Annotated in this window: 12 protein-coding genes, 2 pseudogenes and 2 riboswitches; all 14 genes and pseudogenes read left to right on the plus strand. The window is 72.4% G+C overall.

What is annotated here, in order from left to right; translation table 11 throughout:
- Position 1: 1 nt before the first annotated feature.
- On the plus strand, positions 2-3,865 hold the full coding sequence (locus tag D5S19_RS05270; protein ID WP_233573726.1) for a beta-ketoacyl synthase N-terminal-like domain-containing protein: 3,864 nt from the start codon (positions 2-4) through the stop codon (positions 3,863-3,865).
- On the plus strand, positions 3,862-4,149 hold the full coding sequence (locus tag D5S19_RS05275) for an acyl carrier protein (RefSeq protein WP_120022189.1): 288 nt from the start codon (positions 3,862-3,864) through the stop codon (positions 4,147-4,149). The genes D5S19_RS05270 and D5S19_RS05275 overlap by 4 nt, the downstream gene beginning before the upstream one ends.
- Positions 4,150-4,151: 2 nt before the next feature.
- Entirely contained in the window at positions 4,152-4,946 is a 795-nt protein-coding gene (locus tag D5S19_RS05280; protein WP_120022190.1) for an alpha/beta fold hydrolase, read from the plus strand.
- Positions 4,943-6,067: a glycosyltransferase gene (locus D5S19_RS05285; protein WP_120022191.1), complete on the plus strand. Its 1,125-nt coding sequence runs from the start codon at positions 4,943-4,945 to the stop codon at positions 6,065-6,067. The genes D5S19_RS05280 and D5S19_RS05285 overlap by 4 nt, the downstream gene beginning before the upstream one ends.
- 61 nt (positions 6,068-6,128) lie before the next feature.
- Positions 6,129-8,039, plus strand: a complete 1,911-nt coding sequence (locus tag D5S19_RS05290; protein WP_233573727.1) for a cytochrome c oxidase assembly protein — start codon at positions 6,129-6,131, stop codon at positions 8,037-8,039.
- Between the two features lie 19 nt (positions 8,040-8,058).
- Positions 8,059-10,305: a heavy metal translocating P-type ATPase gene (locus D5S19_RS05295; protein ID WP_120022251.1), complete on the plus strand. Its 2,247-nt coding sequence runs from the start codon at positions 8,059-8,061 to the stop codon at positions 10,303-10,305.
- A 137-nt stretch (positions 10,306-10,442) separates the two neighbouring features.
- Entirely contained in the window at positions 10,443-10,877 is a 435-nt protein-coding gene (locus tag D5S19_RS05300; RefSeq protein ID WP_199730359.1) for a hypothetical protein, read from the plus strand.
- Positions 10,874-11,161 carry a hypothetical protein gene (locus D5S19_RS05305; RefSeq protein WP_120022193.1) on the plus strand — a complete coding sequence of 96 codons (288 nt, stop codon included), beginning with the start codon at positions 10,874-10,876 and terminating at the stop codon, positions 11,159-11,161. The genes D5S19_RS05300 and D5S19_RS05305 overlap by 4 nt, the downstream gene beginning before the upstream one ends.
- A 641-nt stretch (positions 11,162-11,802) precedes the next feature.
- A riboswitch (cobalamin riboswitch) is annotated at positions 11,803-11,861 on the plus strand.
- Positions 11,862-11,919: 58 nt separating this feature from the next.
- Complete coding sequence (locus D5S19_RS05310; RefSeq protein ID WP_098514583.1) at positions 11,920-12,129, plus strand: CbtB domain-containing protein; 210 nt, start codon at positions 11,920-11,922, stop codon at positions 12,127-12,129.
- 7 nt (positions 12,130-12,136) lie between these two features.
- Positions 12,137-12,982, plus strand: a complete 846-nt coding sequence (locus D5S19_RS05315) for a CbtA family protein (protein ID WP_120022194.1) — start codon at positions 12,137-12,139, stop codon at positions 12,980-12,982.
- The gene (locus tag D5S19_RS05320; protein ID WP_199730360.1) at positions 12,979-13,671 is read left to right on the plus strand and encodes a (2Fe-2S)-binding protein; all 693 of its coding nucleotides are present in this window, start codon (positions 12,979-12,981) and stop codon (positions 13,669-13,671) included. Before D5S19_RS05315 ends, D5S19_RS05320 begins: the two co-directional genes overlap by 4 nt.
- Positions 13,672-13,747: 76 nt before the next feature.
- Positions 13,748-13,798 (plus strand): annotated as a pseudogene (locus D5S19_RS32880) (hypothetical protein); the annotation flags it as partial.
- A 428-nt stretch (positions 13,799-14,226) separates the two neighbouring features.
- Positions 14,227-14,511: pseudogene (locus D5S19_RS32885) on the plus strand (ImmA/IrrE family metallo-endopeptidase); the annotation flags it as partial.
- A riboswitch (cobalamin riboswitch) is annotated at positions 14,512-14,695 on the plus strand.
- A 303-nt stretch (positions 14,696-14,998) separates the two neighbouring features.
- Positions 14,999-16,498 carry a CoA-acylating methylmalonate-semialdehyde dehydrogenase gene (locus D5S19_RS05330; RefSeq protein ID WP_120022252.1) on the plus strand — a complete coding sequence of 500 codons (1,500 nt, stop codon included), beginning with the start codon at positions 14,999-15,001 and terminating at the stop codon, positions 16,496-16,498.

Here is a 16,498-nt window from a genome sequence, read left to right on the forward strand (position 1 = left end):
CGTGGCTGAGCGGACGCCGGTCGCGATCGTCGGCATGGCAGTGCTCCTGCCCGGGGCGCCGGACCTGGCCCGGTACTGGCACAACCTGGTCACCGGGGTGGACGCGGTGACCGACGTGCCCGCCGGGCGCGGGCTGCCCGGCGGCCGGGGCGGGTTCGTGGCGGCGAGTGCCGAGCCCGCGCTGTCCGGGACCGAGCCCGACCAGCTGATCGCCGTGCAGGTGGCGGCCGCCGCGGTGGACGACGCGGGCGGCGAGGGACGGCTCGGCGACCGGTCGCGGACCGGGGTCGTCCTCGGCTGCGGCGGCCATCTCACGCCCGGGATCGCGCGGCTCGACCAGCGCGTGCGGACCGCGCAGGAGCTCGTGCACACCCTCGCCGAGCTGGTTCCGGGCCTTTCCGCCGGCCAGCTGTCCGAAGTGCACACTGCGTTCACCGGCGCACTCGGCGACGACCGGCCGGAAGAGCCCCTTGGCCTCGCGGCCACTCGCGTGGCCCACCGGCTCGACCTCGGTGGCCCGGCCTACACCGTGGACGCCGCCTGTGCTTCGTCCCTCGTCGCGGTCGACCAGGCGATGACCGAGCTGAGCACCGGCCGGTGCGACACGATGCTCGCCGGTGGCGTGCATCATTGCCACGATGTGACGCTCTGGAGCGTGTTCGAACGGCTGCGCGCGCTGTCGCCGAGCAAGTGCCTCCGGCCGTTCGACCGTGGCGCCGATGGCATCGTGCTCGGCGAGGGCACCGGCGTCGTGGTGCTCAAACGCCTCGCCGACGCGCAGCGCGACGGTGACCGGATTTACGCCGTGGTGCGGGGTTCCGGCGTCGCCGGGGACGGCCACGGCGCGGGCCCCGCCGGGCAGGTCCGCGCGGTCGAGATGGCCTGGCGCGCAGCCGGTCTCGACCCGGCCGCTCCCGGCTCGATCGGCTTGCTGGAGGCGCACGGCAGCGGTACACCGGCCGGGGACGCGGCGGAACTCGCCACGCTGCGCCGGGTCTTCGGTGAGGGCGAGCCTGCCGTGCTGGGCTCGGTCAAATCGATGATCGGGCACACCATGTCGGCCGCCGGGGTCGTGGCGCTGGTGAAGGCGGCGCTCGCGGTCTACCACGGCGTGCTGCCGCCGACCCTGCACTGCGACGATCCGCACCCGGCGCTGGCGGGCACCCGGTTCGCCCCGGTTCGCGAGGCCCGCGAGTGGACCGGACCGCGCCGCGCCGGGGTGAACGCGTTCGGGTTCGGCGGGATCAACGCCCATGTCGTGCTGGAGCAGGCGCCCGGTGCCGCCCCGGTCCCGGCGCCCGTGGTGACCGAGCCGGACCGGGTGCTGCGGTTCGCCGCGGACACCACCGCAGACCTTGCCCGCCTGCTCGATGCTGCCGATGGCGACCTGCGCGCCGTGGCGCCGGGCACCGGCCGGATCCGGCTCGCGCTCGTTGCGCCGACGGCGAAACGCCTTGCACTGGCCCGGAAAGCGGTCGCCAAGGGCCGGCCGTGGCGCGGCCGGCAGGACCTCTGGTTCAGCCCCGCGCCGCTGCTCGCCGATCCGCGGGCGAAGGTGGCGTTCGTCTTCCCCGGCCTGGAGGCCGAGTTCGCCCCGAGCCTCGACGACGTCGCAGTCCACTTCGGACTGCCGAAGCCGGTGGTACGCACCGACGGAGTCGGCCGGCACGGGCTGGCCGTGCTGCAGGTGGACCGGTTGCTGGACACCGCGTTGCGAGGCCTCGGCGTGGTGCCGGACGCGGTCGCCGGGCACAGCGTCGGCGAATGGGCCGCGATGGTCTCGGCCGGGGTGCACTCGGCGTCCGAAGTGGACACTCTGCTCGCCCGGTCCGATCCGGAGTCGCTGCAGGTGCCCGGGGTGGAGTTCGCGGTGCTCGGCTGCCCGGCGGACCGGGTACGGGCCGCGCTGCCGCCGGAACTGGTGGTCTCGCACGAGAACTCCCCGTTGCAGACGATCGTGTGCGGCCCGGCGGAACCGGTCGCCGAACTGCTTGGCGAATTCCGCGCGCAGGGCGTGCTGTGCCAGGTGCTGCCGTTCCGGTCAGGCTTCCACACCCCGATGCTGGCGCCCTATCTCGCGCCGTTCCGCGCTTTCGCGGACACGCTGGCCGTGCACGAGCCGTCCGTGCCACTGTGGTCGGCGACGCTCGCCGCGCCGTTCCCCCGGGACGAGGCAGCGGTGCGCGAGGTGTATGTGCGGCATCTGCTGGAGCCCGTGCGGTTCACCGAGTTGATCCGCGCTCTCTACGCAGACGGCGCACGGGTGTTCGTGCAGGCCGGGCACGGCCAGCTCGGCTCCCTTGTGGACAGTATCCTCGATCGGGACGAGCATCTCGCGATCGCGGCCAGTTCGGCGCACCGGAGTGGAATGGACCAGTTGCGCCGGGTCGCCGCCGCGGTCTGGGCCGAAGGCGGGGAGCCGGACTTCGGCGCCCTCACCCGGCGGCCCGGCACGGTGCCGATCGAACTGTCCGCGGGCCTGGTCAGCCTCGGCCCCGAAGCGGCGGGACTCCTGCCCGCCATGGCGTCCCGGCCGTCCGCCGGGCAGCACCCACTGGCCGCCGAGTTCGACGATCTGCTGCGCGAAACCGCCGAGTCGGCCTCCGCCGTACTGGCCGCGAGCCGCCCGCCGGAGCGGATGCGGTTCTCCCTGGAGACCATGCCGTATCTGCTCGACCACACGTTCGCGCCGCAGCGGGAGGGCTGGCCGGACGACACCGACCGGCGGCCGGTAGTCCCCGCGACGACGATCGTGCGGCACCTCGCCGACGCCGCGGAGAAGGCCGCGCCCGGGGCACGAGCGATCGCGGTCCGCGACGTCCGGTTGCACCACTGGCTCGTCGCGGCCCCGGCCGTGGAGGTTGCCCTGACCGTCCGCCCGGCCGGTCCGGGGCAGCTGGATCTCGAACTCGGCGACTACGCGCGGGCCAGGGTCGTGCTGGCCGCGGACTACCCGGAACCACCTGCGCCCTGGCCGATGCCGGCCGGCCGCGCGCCACGGCTGAGCGCGCAACGGTTCTACGGCGAGCGCTGGATGTTCCACGGCCCGCGCTTCCAGGGCCTGACCGAGACGATCTCGGTCGGTGCTAGGCACGTAGCCGCCACGATCACCGTGCCGTCCGCGCCCGGTGCGCTGCTGGACAACATCGGCCAGCTGTTCGGCCTGTGGGCGGTGGAAACCCAGGAGCACTACCGGGTGGCGTTCCCGGTGGAGATCCGGGAATTCCGGTTCCACAGCGAGGAACCGGCCCCGGGCACCAGGCTGCAATGCCTGGCGCGGGTGACCGAGGTGACCGGCACCGGGATGGAGTTCGAGGCGCAACTGGTCCACGACGGCCGGGTGCACGCCGAGGTGCGCGGCTGGCGTGACCGCCAGTTCGACTGCCATCCGGACATCGAGCCCGCCTACCTCGTCCCGGAACGGAACCTGATCGCGCAACGGCAGCCCGGCGGCTGGTACGCGGTGTTCGAGCGCTGGCCCGGGCTCGCCTCGCGTGAGCTGTACCTGGGCAAGTACCTCAGCGCGGCGGAACGCGCGCAGTACGAACGGGTCCCGGTGCGGGACCGTCGGCACTGGGTGCTCGGCCGCGATCAAGGACGCCGTGCGCGGCCTGTTGTGGGAGCGCGGGGCCGGTCCGATCTACCCGGCCGAAATCCTCGTCCGGGAGGACGGCACGGCGACGGGCTGCCACGGCTTCGCGCTGCCGGAATTGAAGGTCGCCTTCGCCTGCCACGGCGAGCTGGGTGCCGCGATCGCCGGCACCGATCCGTGGATCCGCGTCTCCGGGGACGGCCCGGCGACGCTCGTCAATCCGCCCGGGCTGCCGCCGCGGCAGTACCGGGTGAGCTGGAAGGAGAACAGTGAGCAGTGAACCGGCCGTGGACGCCCCGGCCTTCGAGACGGTGTGCGCGATCCTGCGCGACATCCTCGGCGAATACGAGGCCGAGGACGTCGAGATCGCCCCGGACTCGTCGTTCCACGAGGATCTGCAGCTGGAGAGCATCGATCTGGTGGCGCTCGCCGGGCGGCTGCGCGACCATTACGGGGAGCGGATCAACCTCGCCGAATGGCTGGCCGACAAGGACCTGGACGAGGTGATCGAGCTGACCGTCGGGCAGCTGGCCGGGTACGTCGAGAGCCGCCGGTGAGCATGCTCGTCGCCAACGGCATCCGCATGCACTACGAGCGGATGCCGGCCGGGGACTCCGCGCACCGCCCGCCGCCGCTGGTGGTGTTCGTGCACGGCCTCGGTACCGACAGCCTGGCCAGCTTCTACCTGACGCTGGCCGCCCCCGTCGCCGCTTCGGGCGTCGAAGTCCTCGCCTACGACCTGCGCGGGCACGGCCGCACCGAGCAGCCCGCCAGCGGGTACCGGATCGGCGATTTCGTGGCCGATCTGCGCGGGCTGCTCGACGGGCTGGACCTGCGCCGCCCCGTGCACCTGGTGGGCAACAGCTTCGGCGGCACGATCGCGCTCAGCTTCGCCGCCCGGCACCCGGACCGGGTGGCCACGGTGGTGTCGATCGAGTCCGAACCGGCCACCGCGGTGTGGGCCGGCAAAATGGGGCGCACCCTGGCCAACATCATGAAGGAACTCAGCCGTGAGGAGTTCTTCGACTGGCTGAGCGCGACCTTCGGCAAGCACCACGCCCGGCTCGCGCGTGCGACCGGGAAGCGCCTGCGTGCGACGACGATGGCGGAGGAGATTCCGCTGGGGCCGCTGCTGGATGCGGAGGGACTGGCGGAGATTCGGTGTCCGGTTTTGTCCATTGTGGGCAGTGAGGGCTTCCAGCGGGACGATCCGCACGCGGTCGGCGCGATGTTGCCGAATTGCCGCACTGAGGTGCTTCCGGGGCAAGGGCATTCGGTTCTGGTGGAGGCACATCGGACGGTGCGGGGATTGTTGCTGGACTGGGTGGCGGGGCATGAACTGGTGAACGCGTGAGGTTCCTGTTCGTAGTTCCCCCATTTCCAGGGCACGTCAACCCGCTGGTCGCGGTCACCGCCGAACTGCGGACGCGCGGACACGTGGTGGCGTGGACCGGCGCGCCCGGATCGCTTGCCGGGGAGCCGGTGCTGCCCTGCGGCACGATCCCGCTGCCGCCGCGCCCGGACGGGTTGCAGGGCTTCGCCGCGTTGAAGTTCTTGTGGGAGCAGGTGCTTGTGCCGCTCGCCGAGGCGATGGCCCCAGGTGTCGAAGCGGCGATCGGGCAGTTCGGTCCGGACGTCGTGGTGGCCGATCAGCAAGCCTTCGCCGGAGCGTTGGTGGCGCAACGGCTGGGCGTGCCGTGGGCGACGTCCGCGAGTACGTCGTCGGATCTGGCCGATCCGCTCTCCGCATTGCCGAAGGTGGCGCAGTGGCGGGCGGATCTGCTTGCCGCGCTTGCCGAACGGCTGGGCGCACCGGCAGTGGATCCGCGGTTCTCACCGCGGCTGGTGCTGGCGTTCACCACCGCGGCGCTGGCGGGGGAGGGCCCGGCCGGGGTAACCTTCGCCGGTCCGGCGCTCGGTGCCCGTCCCGAGGTCGATTTCCCTTGGCAGGACGTGGATCCCGCGCGTGCGCTGGTGCTGGTCACGCTGGGCACGGTCAACACCGGCGCGGCCTTCCTCGCCGAATGCGCTGCCGCTCTGCGCGAACGGGCCGACCGGGTGCAAGCGGTCATCGTCGACCCGTCCGGCACGCTGGACGCGCCGGGGGCGCTGGTCCGGCCGTCGATCCCCCAGCTGGACGTGCTGGCCCGCGCTGCTGCGGTGATCTGCCACGGCGGCCACAACACCGTGTGCGAAGCCCTGGCGCACGGCCTGCCGCTGGTGGTCGCACCGATTCGGGACGACCAGCCGGTGATCGCCGACCAGGTCGTCACGGCCGGTGCGGGCGTCCGGCTGCGCTTCGGCCGGGCGAAGGCCGCGCAACTGGGCAAGGCGGTGGATCAGGTGCTCGACGACCCGCGGTACCGGGCGGCGGCCAGGCGCGTGGCGGAGTCCTTCCGGGCGGCCGGCGGTGCGCCGGCCGCCGTGGCCGCGTTGGAAGCGCTGACCGGCCATTGTGGACTTCCGGCCGGCTGAGTGGCCGGGATCACGCAGGGTTGCCGGGAACCGGCGCGGGGGAGGAGCCGACCGGTGGGGGGTGAGCAGAAGCAGGTTCCGCGGTGCAGTGGCGGCCGCGGTGGTGGCAGGGCTGGCTCTGCTGCTGATCGTGGTCGCCACCGCAGGCGACGTCTACGCACCGCTGGGCACCGCCGATCCCGGGCCGTGGGTGACCTTCGGGTTCGCGATCGTCCGGTTCACCGCGGTGGCGGCGGGCGCAGGCTGCGCCGGCGGGCTGGCCTTCGCCGCGTTCGTCGCGCCCGGCCGGCGTGACGGGAAGCTGACCGCGGAGTCGTTCGCCGCGGTCCGGTTCGCCGCGGGGAGTGCCGCGTGCTGGCTCGCCGCGGCGATCGCGGCGGTACCGCTGTCCACGGCGGCGGCGTCCGGTCTGCCGCTGGGCACTTTGCTCGGCAACGGTGCGCTGCTGTCCACGATCGGCGCGACCGAAGAACCCAAGGCATGGCTCTGCGTGGTGGCCGTGGCGGCCGTCGTCACCGCACTGACCTGGCCGGCGATGGCCTGGCGCACGACGGTGCTCGCGCTGGCCGTCTCCCTCGCCGGATTGCTGGCCCCGGTGGTGATCGGGCACGCGTCGGTCGGGGCCGGACACGACTTCGCCACCGGCGCGCTCGTCTGGCACGTGCCCGCGGCCTCGGTCTGGCTGGGCGCGCTCTTCGCGTTCCTCGCCCATCTCCGCCGCGGCGCTCCTGACGAGCTGGTCCTGCGCCGCTACCACCGGCTGTCCCGGATCTGTTTCGTGGTCGTACTGATCTCCGGGGCCGTGGGCGGGCTGATGACGGCCCGGCCGGACGGCCTGATGAGCCGGTACGGGCTGCTGCTCGCGGTGGAGGTGGTCCTGCTCGCGGCGGCCGGTGCGATACTGGCCGCCGCACGCGGTGTCGCACCCCGGCGGGTCGCGGTGGTCGAACTGCTGTTGCTGATGCTCGCCGCCGGCGGTTCGGTGGGGCTCACGGTCCTCGTCCCGCCGTCGTTCGTGAACGATCCGGCGACCGTGCAGGGGACGATCCTCGGCTACGAGCTGCCCGACCCGCCGTCGTGGCTGCGGTTCCTCACCGACTGGCGCCCGGACCTGATCATCGGGACGATCGCGGTGCTCGCGTGCGTCCTGTACGTGCTCGGCGTGCGGAGGCTGCGCCGGCGCGGTGACGCCTGGTCCACCGGCCGGACCGTCGCGTGGCTCCTGGGCTGGTTGATCGTGCTGATCGCGACCTCGTCCGGGCTCGGCACGTACTCGCCCGGCACCTTCAGCCTGCACATGGTCACCCACATGGGGCTCAACATGTACGGCCCGGTCCTGCTCGTGCTCGGCGGCCCGGTCACGCTCGCGCTGCGGGCGCTGCCCGCGCGGTCCGGGGTGCCGGGCGCGCGGGAATGGCTGGTGGACCTGCTGCACGCCCCGGTCACCCGGTTCCTCGCCCATCCGGCGGTGGCCGCGATCCTGTTCGCCGGGTCGTTCTACGCGCTGTACTTCTCGGACCTGTTCGGGCAGGCGATGCTCTTCCACTGGTCGCACGAGCTGATGCGGCTGCACTTCCTGATCACCGGGTACCTGTTCGCCTGGGTGGTGGTCGGCACCGACCGCACGCCCCGCCGGATCCCGCACCTGGCCCGCCTCGGCGTGCTGTTCGCGGTGATGCCGTTCCACGCGTTCTTCGGCGTGATCGTGATGAGCAAGCAGACCGTGATCGCCGCGACCTACTACCACTACCTCGCCCTGCCCTGGGCCGGTGACCTGCTGGCCGACCAGCGCCTCGGCGGCGGGATCGCCTGGGCGAGCGGGGAGATCCCGCTGGTGGTCGTCGTCGTGGCGCTGCTCGTGCAGTGGTCCCGCGACGACGAACGGCGCGCCAAACGGACCGACCGCACCGGTGAAGCGGATTTCGACGCCTACAACGCCATGCTCGCCCAGCTCGCCGAGCGTGGGCGATGACCGGAACACGGAGCCGTACATGACCATCACCACCACCCCGGCCGGTCCGTCGGTGCGCACCATCGAGCTGAACGTGAGCGGCATGACCTGCGCCGCCTGTTCCGCGCGCGTCGAGCGGACCCTGAACAAGATCGACGGCGTCCGTGCCTCGGTCAACTACGCCACCGAACGCGCCACCGTGCACGTATCGGCAGACGTCGGCGACGAAGTCCTGCTCGAACGCGTGCGCAAGGCCGGCTACCAGGCCAGGCTGCGCGGCGAGGATGCTCCGGACCTGACCACCGCACGGGTACGCGACCTCCGGCGACGGCTGATCGTGGCCGCGGTGCTGGCGGTCCCGATCGGAGACCTGTCGATCACGCTGGCGCTGGTGCCGTCGCTGCGGTTCCCCGGCTGGCAGGTGTTGTGCCTGGCCCTGGCGACGCCGGTGGTGTTCTGGGCCGCGTTGCCGTTCCACCGCGCCGCGCTGCGAAACCTGCGGCATCGCTCGTCGAGCATGGACACGCTCGTTTCGCTGGGCGTGCTCGCGTCGTTCACCTGGTCGGCATGGACGACGCTGGCCGGCAGCGCGGAGCCCGGCTACTGGGTCGGCTTCGGCCCGACCGCACCCGGCGCGGACGCGGTCTACCTCGACGTCGCCGCCGGTGTCACCACGTTTCTGCTCGCGGGGCGCTACTTCGAGAGCCGCTCCCGGCGAAGCGCGGCCGGTCTGCTGGCGGCGCTGGACGCCTTGGCCGCCAAGGAGGTCCGGGTCCTGCGCGACGGCGTGGAGCGGCTGGTGCCGATCGGGGAACTGGCCGTGGACGACCGGTTCGTGGTCCGGCCCGGCGAGGCGCTGGCCGCGGACGGGATCGTCACCGCCGGACGGTCCACTGTGGACACCAGTGCGCTGACCGGGGAACCGGTGCCCGCCGAGGTGACCGAGGGGGACCGGGTGCTCGGCGCCGCGCTGAACCGCGAGGGCCGGCTGGTCGTGCGTGCCACCGCGGTCGGCGCGCACACCCAGCTCGCGCAGATGACCGCGCTGGCCGAGCAGGCGCAGGCGCGCAAAGCGTCGGTGCAGCGGCTGGTGGACCGGATTTGCGCGGTGTTCGTCCCCGCGGTGCTGGTACTGGCCGTGCTGACCGCACTCGGCTGGTGGTGGACCGGGCACCCGGTACGGGACGCGTTCACCGCGGCGATCTCGGTGCTGATCATCGCCTGCCCGTGCGCGCTCGGCCTGGCCACCCCGACCGCGCTGGCCGCGGGCGTCGGGCGGGGCGCGCAGCTGGGCATCCTGATCAAGGGCCCCGAGGCGCTGGAGGCGAGCCGCCGGGTGGACACCGTCGTGCTGGACAAGACCGGCACCGTCACCACCGGCCGGATGACCTGCATCGCCGCGCACCCGGTCGCCGGCCGGACCGGGGGCGAGCTGCTGTGGTTCGCCGGCGCGGTCGAGTCCGGCTCCGAACACGCCGTGGCCGCCGCCGTGGTGACCGCAGCCGAAGCCGAGGTCGCCGGGCTGCCCGAGGTCACGGAGTTCGCCGCCTTGCCGGGCCTCGGCGCGGAAGGCAGGGTCGACGGCCACCGGGTGCTCGTCGGCAGCCCGCGGCTGGTCGCCGAGCGGGCGATCGTTCTGCCTCAGGAATGCGTCGAACGGATCGTCGCGGCGCAGGCCGACGGCGCGGTCGCTGTGGTGGTCGCCATCGACGGCGAAGCGGCCGGGGTGCTGGTCGTGCGGGACGTGGTCAAGCCGTCCGCCCGCGGCGCGGTCGCCGAGCTTCGGAAGCTGGGCCTGCGCACGGTGCTGCTCACCGGCGATCACCGGATCGCGGCCGAGACGGTCGGCGCGGAGATCGGCGTCGACGAGGTGCTCGCCGAGGTGCTGCCCGCCGAGAAGGCCGCGGTGATCGACCGGCTGCGGGCCGGGGGAGCGCGGGTCGCGATGGTAGGCGACGGCATCAACGACGGCCCCGCGCTCGCGGGCGCCGACCTCGGCCTGGCCATGGCGCACGGCAGCGACATCGCCCTGCGCTCGGCGGACGTGGTGCTGGTGCGGGAGGACCTCGGAGTGGTGCCGGACGCGATCCGGCTGGCGAACCGCACCCTCGGCGTGCTGCGCGGCAACCTCGTCTGGGCCTTCGCCTACAACGTCGCGGCGCTGCCGCTGGCCGCGCTCGGCCTGCTGAACCCGCTCATCGCCGGGGCGGCGATGTCGCTTTCGTCGGTTCTGGTCGTGTCCAACAGCCTGCGGCTGCGGTCCTTCGGCGGGCCCTCGCCGGACTGAGCCGGCCGCCGTAGTCCACAATGGAGTGTCACATCCGCGGCTGATCGGTTACCTTGGGGACGGGTTCGGTTCAGCTATGCTTTCCTCGGGGTTCAGCTAGCGGCGATCAAGCAGTGGCGAGCAGGAACGTGACGACCATGTACGTGATTCCAGTGACGGCTGCCATGCAGCGGTGGTCGGTTTCGGTGGAGGCCGGGGTGGCGCTCTTCGCCTGCGCGCCCTCGATCGAAGATCACACGGCGGTCCGGGTGCTGCCCCGGATGTGGCCGGGCCGCGGCCTCGGGGTCGCAGGTACGGACGTAGCCGGGCTGCTCGCCTCGGTCGGCGAGGTGATGAAGACCCCGCTCTACTGGATCTCCCGCCACGAGCTGGCCCGCTCCTGGGACGCGGAGCCCTGGACGGCCGCCCGGCAGGACCCGGATGACGGGTTCGTCTACGTCAGCGGTCCCTGCGGCCGGGCCGACGGTTCGGTGGGCTACCGACCGGTCTACCACCTGCCGGTCGCGCTGGCCGAAGTGCGCGGCCTGCGGATCCGGCTGGGCGCGCATCTGGGCGCCGGAAGCCTCGTATGAGCGTGCCGGAGCGCAGTCCCGGCGTACCCCGGAGCGTGACCGATCTGGCCGGCCTGCCCGGCTGGTCGGTCGCCGTGCATGCGACCAGCCGCCGCTGGGAGCTGGCCGAGTACCCCGGCGCCGACGGCGCGGACGATGTGCTCGTCGGCCTCACCCCGGTCGCGCGCGGCCTGGTCGCGATGATCGTCTGGCGCAACGGGAAGGTCGAGCACCATCGGCGGCTGCCGGAGGAACAGGCCTGCCTCAGCGCGTGGCGGTTCGCCCTCGGGCTGCGCCCGGCCTGAACGCCCGGTGGGTGCCGTTCGCCTCGGTGGCCGCGCTGGCGGTCCTCGTCGCCGAGAACCGAGACGGCGGGATGTCGCTGCCGTTGCGGGCCTTCCTTGCGGGATCGTGCTTCCGCGCCGTTGCCGCGCTGCCGGTCCTCGTCGCGGGAACCGAAGCCGCGCCGTTGACGGCGGGGTGCGGTGGTGGTGTCGTGCTGAGCCAGGCCATGGCCGCGTTCCCGGGGCGGAGCCGTGTCTCGCGCTCCACGGAGCCGGTGGCGCAGGGTCCCGCTCGGAGGCCACACGGCCGTGACACCACAGGGATCCACGGCTCGCCGGCATGCTCGCGCCTCGGTGATCCGGCCGACCGCCGTCCGCCTCACAAGTCTCATCTTGCTCGCAAGGAGGTCTCGGATCGCGGCCCGGCCACCTCCGTCCGGGCGATGGCCCAGCCACTTTTCCCAACCGGGAGACAACTTCGGTGCCGGTCGATATCCCCAGGTCAACCGCGTCAGCTACCACCTCGACTCACCCGATCGGGTTAATGTTGCCAGGTCATCGAATCGATCACCGGATCGGGCGAGCGGTATCGGCTCCGGCTGGCGGATTGACGCGGGGGGTGCCGGGTCGTACGGTTCAGCTCGCGCGGCGGCTTCCCGGAAGCCGGTGGGATTCCGGCACGGTCGCGCCACTGTGAGCCCTCCCCGGAGGGCGAGTCAGGTCCAGGAGCCGCCGGCAGTTCCACCCGCAAGGGACGCGTCATCCCGAAGGAGAACTCGATGACCAGTATTCCCGCCGATCGGTCCACTCCGGTCGTCCTGCCCGTCTCGAAGGCCGCGCTGTGGCTGGGGCTCACCGTCTTCGGTGCCCTGCTGCTGTACTACTTCATCGGGATCGACCAGGGCGCGGTCTCGGTATTCGGCAGTGACACGCACGTGCACGAGTTCGTCCACGACGCGCGGCACTTCCTCGGCTTCCCCTGCCACTGACACGCACATGGAGCGCAAACTCATCCTGCGCGGCCTGCTGGCCGGCGCACTCGGCGGGCTGCTCGCGTTCGTCTTCGCGCGCATCTTCGCCGAGCCGCCGATGCAGGCCGCCATCGACTACGAAGCCGGTCGCAGCGAGGTCCAGTCGGCCTTGGACAAGGCCGCCGGAATGCCGATGGATCCCGAGGGCCCGGAGCTGTTCAGCCGGGCGGTGCAGGGCAACCTCGGCATCGGCCTGGGCATGGTGCTGTTCGGCGTCGCGATGGGCGCCCTGTTCGCGGTGGTCTACACGGTGCTGCTTGGCCGGGTAGGCCGGGTCCGTGCCCGGGTGCTCGCCCTGCTGGTCTCCGGGGCCGGGTTCGTCAGCCTGTACCTGGTGCCGTTCCTGAAGTACCCGGCGAACCCGCCCGCGGTCGGCAACCACGCCACGATCGGCGCCCGCACCGGGCTGTACCTGGTGATGGTGGCCGCGGGGGTGTTGTTCCTGGTGGCCGCACTGCTGGTGGGCAAGCGCCTCGCACCGAAGCTCGGCACCTGGAACGCGGCGCTGGCCGCCGGTGCCGCATTCGTGGTGCTGACCGGGATCCTGATGGCCCTGCTGCCCTCGCTGGGGGACCTGGCCGGCAACGTCGCGGAGCACGGCGCGCACGGCACCGAGACGCCCCTGCCGCTCAAGGACGCGGCGGGTCAGATCGTCTACCCGGGCTTCCCGGCGGACACGCTCTTCGACTTCCGGCTCTACTCGGTGCTGTCCCAGGTGGTCCTCTGGGGCACGATCGCACTCGTGTTCGGCCCGCTCGCCGAGCGGGTGCTGCACGGCGGCCGTCCGGTGGAAGCCGTCGCCGGGGCGTGAACCAGCTTGCCGGGCTCGGCCCGTTCTTCGCCGTGGAAACGCATCCGCCGGGTGCCGCTCCGCCAAGGCTGTGGCGGCCGCTGGCCGAGGTCCTCGACGACGGTCCGGCGCTGCGGCACCGGGTCGGGCAGGTCCATGCGGCGCTCGCGGCCGGGGGCGGTGACGTGGAGCTGCGGGTCGCCGCCTCGGTGGCGCACCTCGGGATGGCCGCCCGGCTGTGTTCGCCCGCGCTGGCGCTCGCGGCCGGGCATCACCTCGTCCCGGATTTCGCGGACGCGTGGTGGCAGCCGGTGACCGGCGGGGCGATGCCATTGTCGCTGCGCGCCGACCTCACGCCGGTCGCACCGTCCGAAGTGGCCGGTGCGTTCGCCGAGCGAGTCCTCAATGGACCCATGGCCCGGCTGGACCGGGCTGTGGGGGCGTTCTCGCTGGCCGCCAAGGTACGGCAGGGCAACCTCGCGTCGGCGTTGAACGGCGCGGCCGTCGTGCTCCGCGGCGAGCGTCCGGAGTGGACGGACGCAGTCTCGGTGCTGCTGGCCACGCTGGAGCAATCCCCGCCGCTGGCCGGTGCGGCCACCCGGACCGGCGGCCGCTTCCGCCGCACCAGCTGCTGCCTGATCTACCGCGCCGCACCGGGCCGCGCCGGCCCGAAATGCGGCGACTGCGTCCTCACCGGCCGTCCGGCTTGAAGGCTGTGAAGGGTCCCTTCACAGCCTCAGAGTCCGTGAAGGGACCCTTCACAGCCTTCAAGCCCGTTTGGCCAGGGTGCTCGGCATCTCGCCCGGTTACGTCAACCAGCTGGAGCACAATGGCCGCCCGCTCACCCTCGCCGTGCTGCTGAAGCTGACCGAGCGGTTCGGGGTGGACGCGGAGTTCTTCGCCGCGCAGGACACCGCCCGTCTCGTCGCCGACGTGCGGGAAGTCTTCGCGGACGACACTCTGGACGGAGCGGTCTCGCCCGGCGCGGTCGATGAGCTGACCACGAAACTGCCCGACGTCGCACGGGTGATGGTCGCGCTGCGCCGGCGTTACCGGGAATCGGTGGAGAACATCGCCGCGCTCACCGCGGAGCAGGGCATGGACCAGACTTCCGCGCAGCAGCCGCACGAACAGGTGCGCGATTGGTTTTACACCCGTAACAACCACGTCGCGGTACTCGACCGCAGTGCCGAGGAGCTGTCCGCGCATCTGCGGCTGCGTCCCGGAGAGGCACCGGGCGGCACGAATTCGACGGCCGCCGCAAGGTATTGCGGCTCGCGCCCGCGCTGCGGCCGGGGCAGGCCGCGTTCCGGCTCGCCTCCGAGCTGGCGATGCTGGAATCAGGAGACGAGATCGCGCGGCTGGCCGAGCGGGCCGGGTTCGGCGACGAGACCGCCCGGCGGCTGCTGCGCATCGGGCTGGCGAACTACTACGCGGGCGCGCTGGTGTTGCCGTATAGGGTTTTCCTCGGCGCGGCCGAACGGCTGCGTTACGACGTCACCCTGCTGTCCGGTGACCGCGCGATGAGGGCTGCGCCACTCTCGACATAGTAGGACTTCCTACTTTAGGGTGTGACCAAGGTCCACGGTGCAGGGAAGTCCGGTGCGAATCCGGCGCGGTCCCGCCACTGTGACCGGGGAGCGGTCCCCGAAGCAAGGCCACTGGCGCGAGCCGGGAAGGCCGGGGCGCCGCAGATCCGGGAGCCAGGATACCGGCCGTGGACGTCCGTGTTCGTCCACGAGGATGGAGCAGAACGCATGCGGATTCTTCCTGCCTGCGCGAAAGCCGCCGGTCCACCCCAGGTGCCCCGGTAGCCCCGCCGCGCCCGTCCGGCAGGCGCGGTAGCGGTGGCGTGCCCGGTGCCTGGCGTGCCGGGGCCGTGCGCTGTGACCGGGGCCGATCGGCGCCGGGGCAGTGGTGTGCGGTCCCCGATGCGGGGTGACCGCGCTCGTCATCCGGTGCCTGCGCCCTGCCGGTCGTCGCGGCTCGCTGCCGTGCGCCCCGGCCTCCTCCTGCGTGCTTTCCGAAAGGCTGACCATGATCCCCGAACTCACCCACTTCATCGGCGGCAAGCCGATCCCCGGCACCTCCGGGCGGTTCTCCGACGTCTTCGACCCCAGCACCGGCGCGGTGCAGGCACGGGTCCCGCTGGCCTCCGTCGACGAGGTCACCGCCGCGGTGGACATCGCCGTCGAAGGGCAGCGGGAATGGGCGCGGTGGAACCCGCAGCGCCGCGCCCGGGTGCTGATGCGCTTCCTCGACCTGGTGCGCCACGGCCAGGACAGCCTCGCGCGGCTGCTCTCCTCCGAGCACGGCAAGACCGTCGCCGACGCGCACGGCGACATCCAGCGCGGGCTCGACGTGGTCGAGTTCGCCCTCGGTATCCCGCACCTGCTCAAGGGCGAATACAGCGACAGCGCGGGCACCGGTATCGACGTCTACTCGATGCGGCAGCCGCTCGGCGTCGTCGCCGGGATCACTCCGTTCAACTTCCCGGCGATGATCCCGCTGTGGAAGGCCGCGCCGGCGATAGCCTGCGGCAACGCGTTCGTGCTCAAGCCCTCCGAGCGGGACCCGTCCGTGCCGCTGCGGCTGGCTGAGCTGTTCCTCAAGGCCGGTCTGCCGCCGGGCGTGTTCTCGGTGGTCAACGGCGACAAGGAGGCGGTCGACGCGCTCCTGACCGAGCCCCGGGTGCAGGCGGTCGGCTTCGTCGGCTCGTCCGACATCGCGCAGTACGTGTACTCCACCGCGGCCGCGCACGGCAAGCGGGCGCAGTGCTTCGGCGGCGCGAAGAACCACATGATCGTGATGCCCGATGCCGATCTCGACCAGGTCGTGGACGCGTTGGTCGGGGCAGGTTACGGGTCCGCGGGGGAGCGGTGCATGGCGATCTCGGTCGCCGTCCCGGTCGGCGAGGCCACTGCGGACGCACTCGTCGAGCGGCTCGCCGAACGGGTGCGGGACCTGAAGGTCGGCCCGGCGCTGGACGAGACGTCCGACTTCGGGCCGCTGGTCACCGCCGCGGCCGCGCAGCGTGCCCGGGACTATGTCCGCATCGGCGTGGCGGAGGGCGCCGAGCTGGTGGTGGACGGCCGCGACCTGACCGTGCCCGGTCACGAGAACGGCTTCTTCCTGGGCGGCTGCCTGTTCGACCGGGTCACCCCGGACATGCGGATCTACCGGGAAGAGATCTTCGGCCCGGTCCTTTCGATCGTGCGGGCGGAGAACTACGAGGAGGCCCTGCGGCTGCCGAGCGAGCACGAGTACGGCAACGGCGTCGCGATCTTCACCCGCGACGGCGACACCGCGCGGGACTTCACCTCGCGCGTCGACACCGGCATGGTCGGGGTGAACGTGCCCATTCCGGTGCCGATCGCCTACCATACCTTCGGCGGCTGGAAGCGGTCCGGCTTCGGCGACCTGAACCAGCACGGACCGGACTCGATCCGCTTCTACACCAAGACGAAGACGGTCACCTCGCGCTGGCCGTCCGGCATCAAGGAAGACGCCTCCTTCGTCATCCCGACGCTGGACTGA

The organism is Amycolatopsis panacis, assembly GCF_003600245.1.
GTDB classification, from domain to species: domain Bacteria; phylum Actinomycetota; class Actinomycetes; order Mycobacteriales; family Pseudonocardiaceae; genus Amycolatopsis; species Amycolatopsis sulphurea.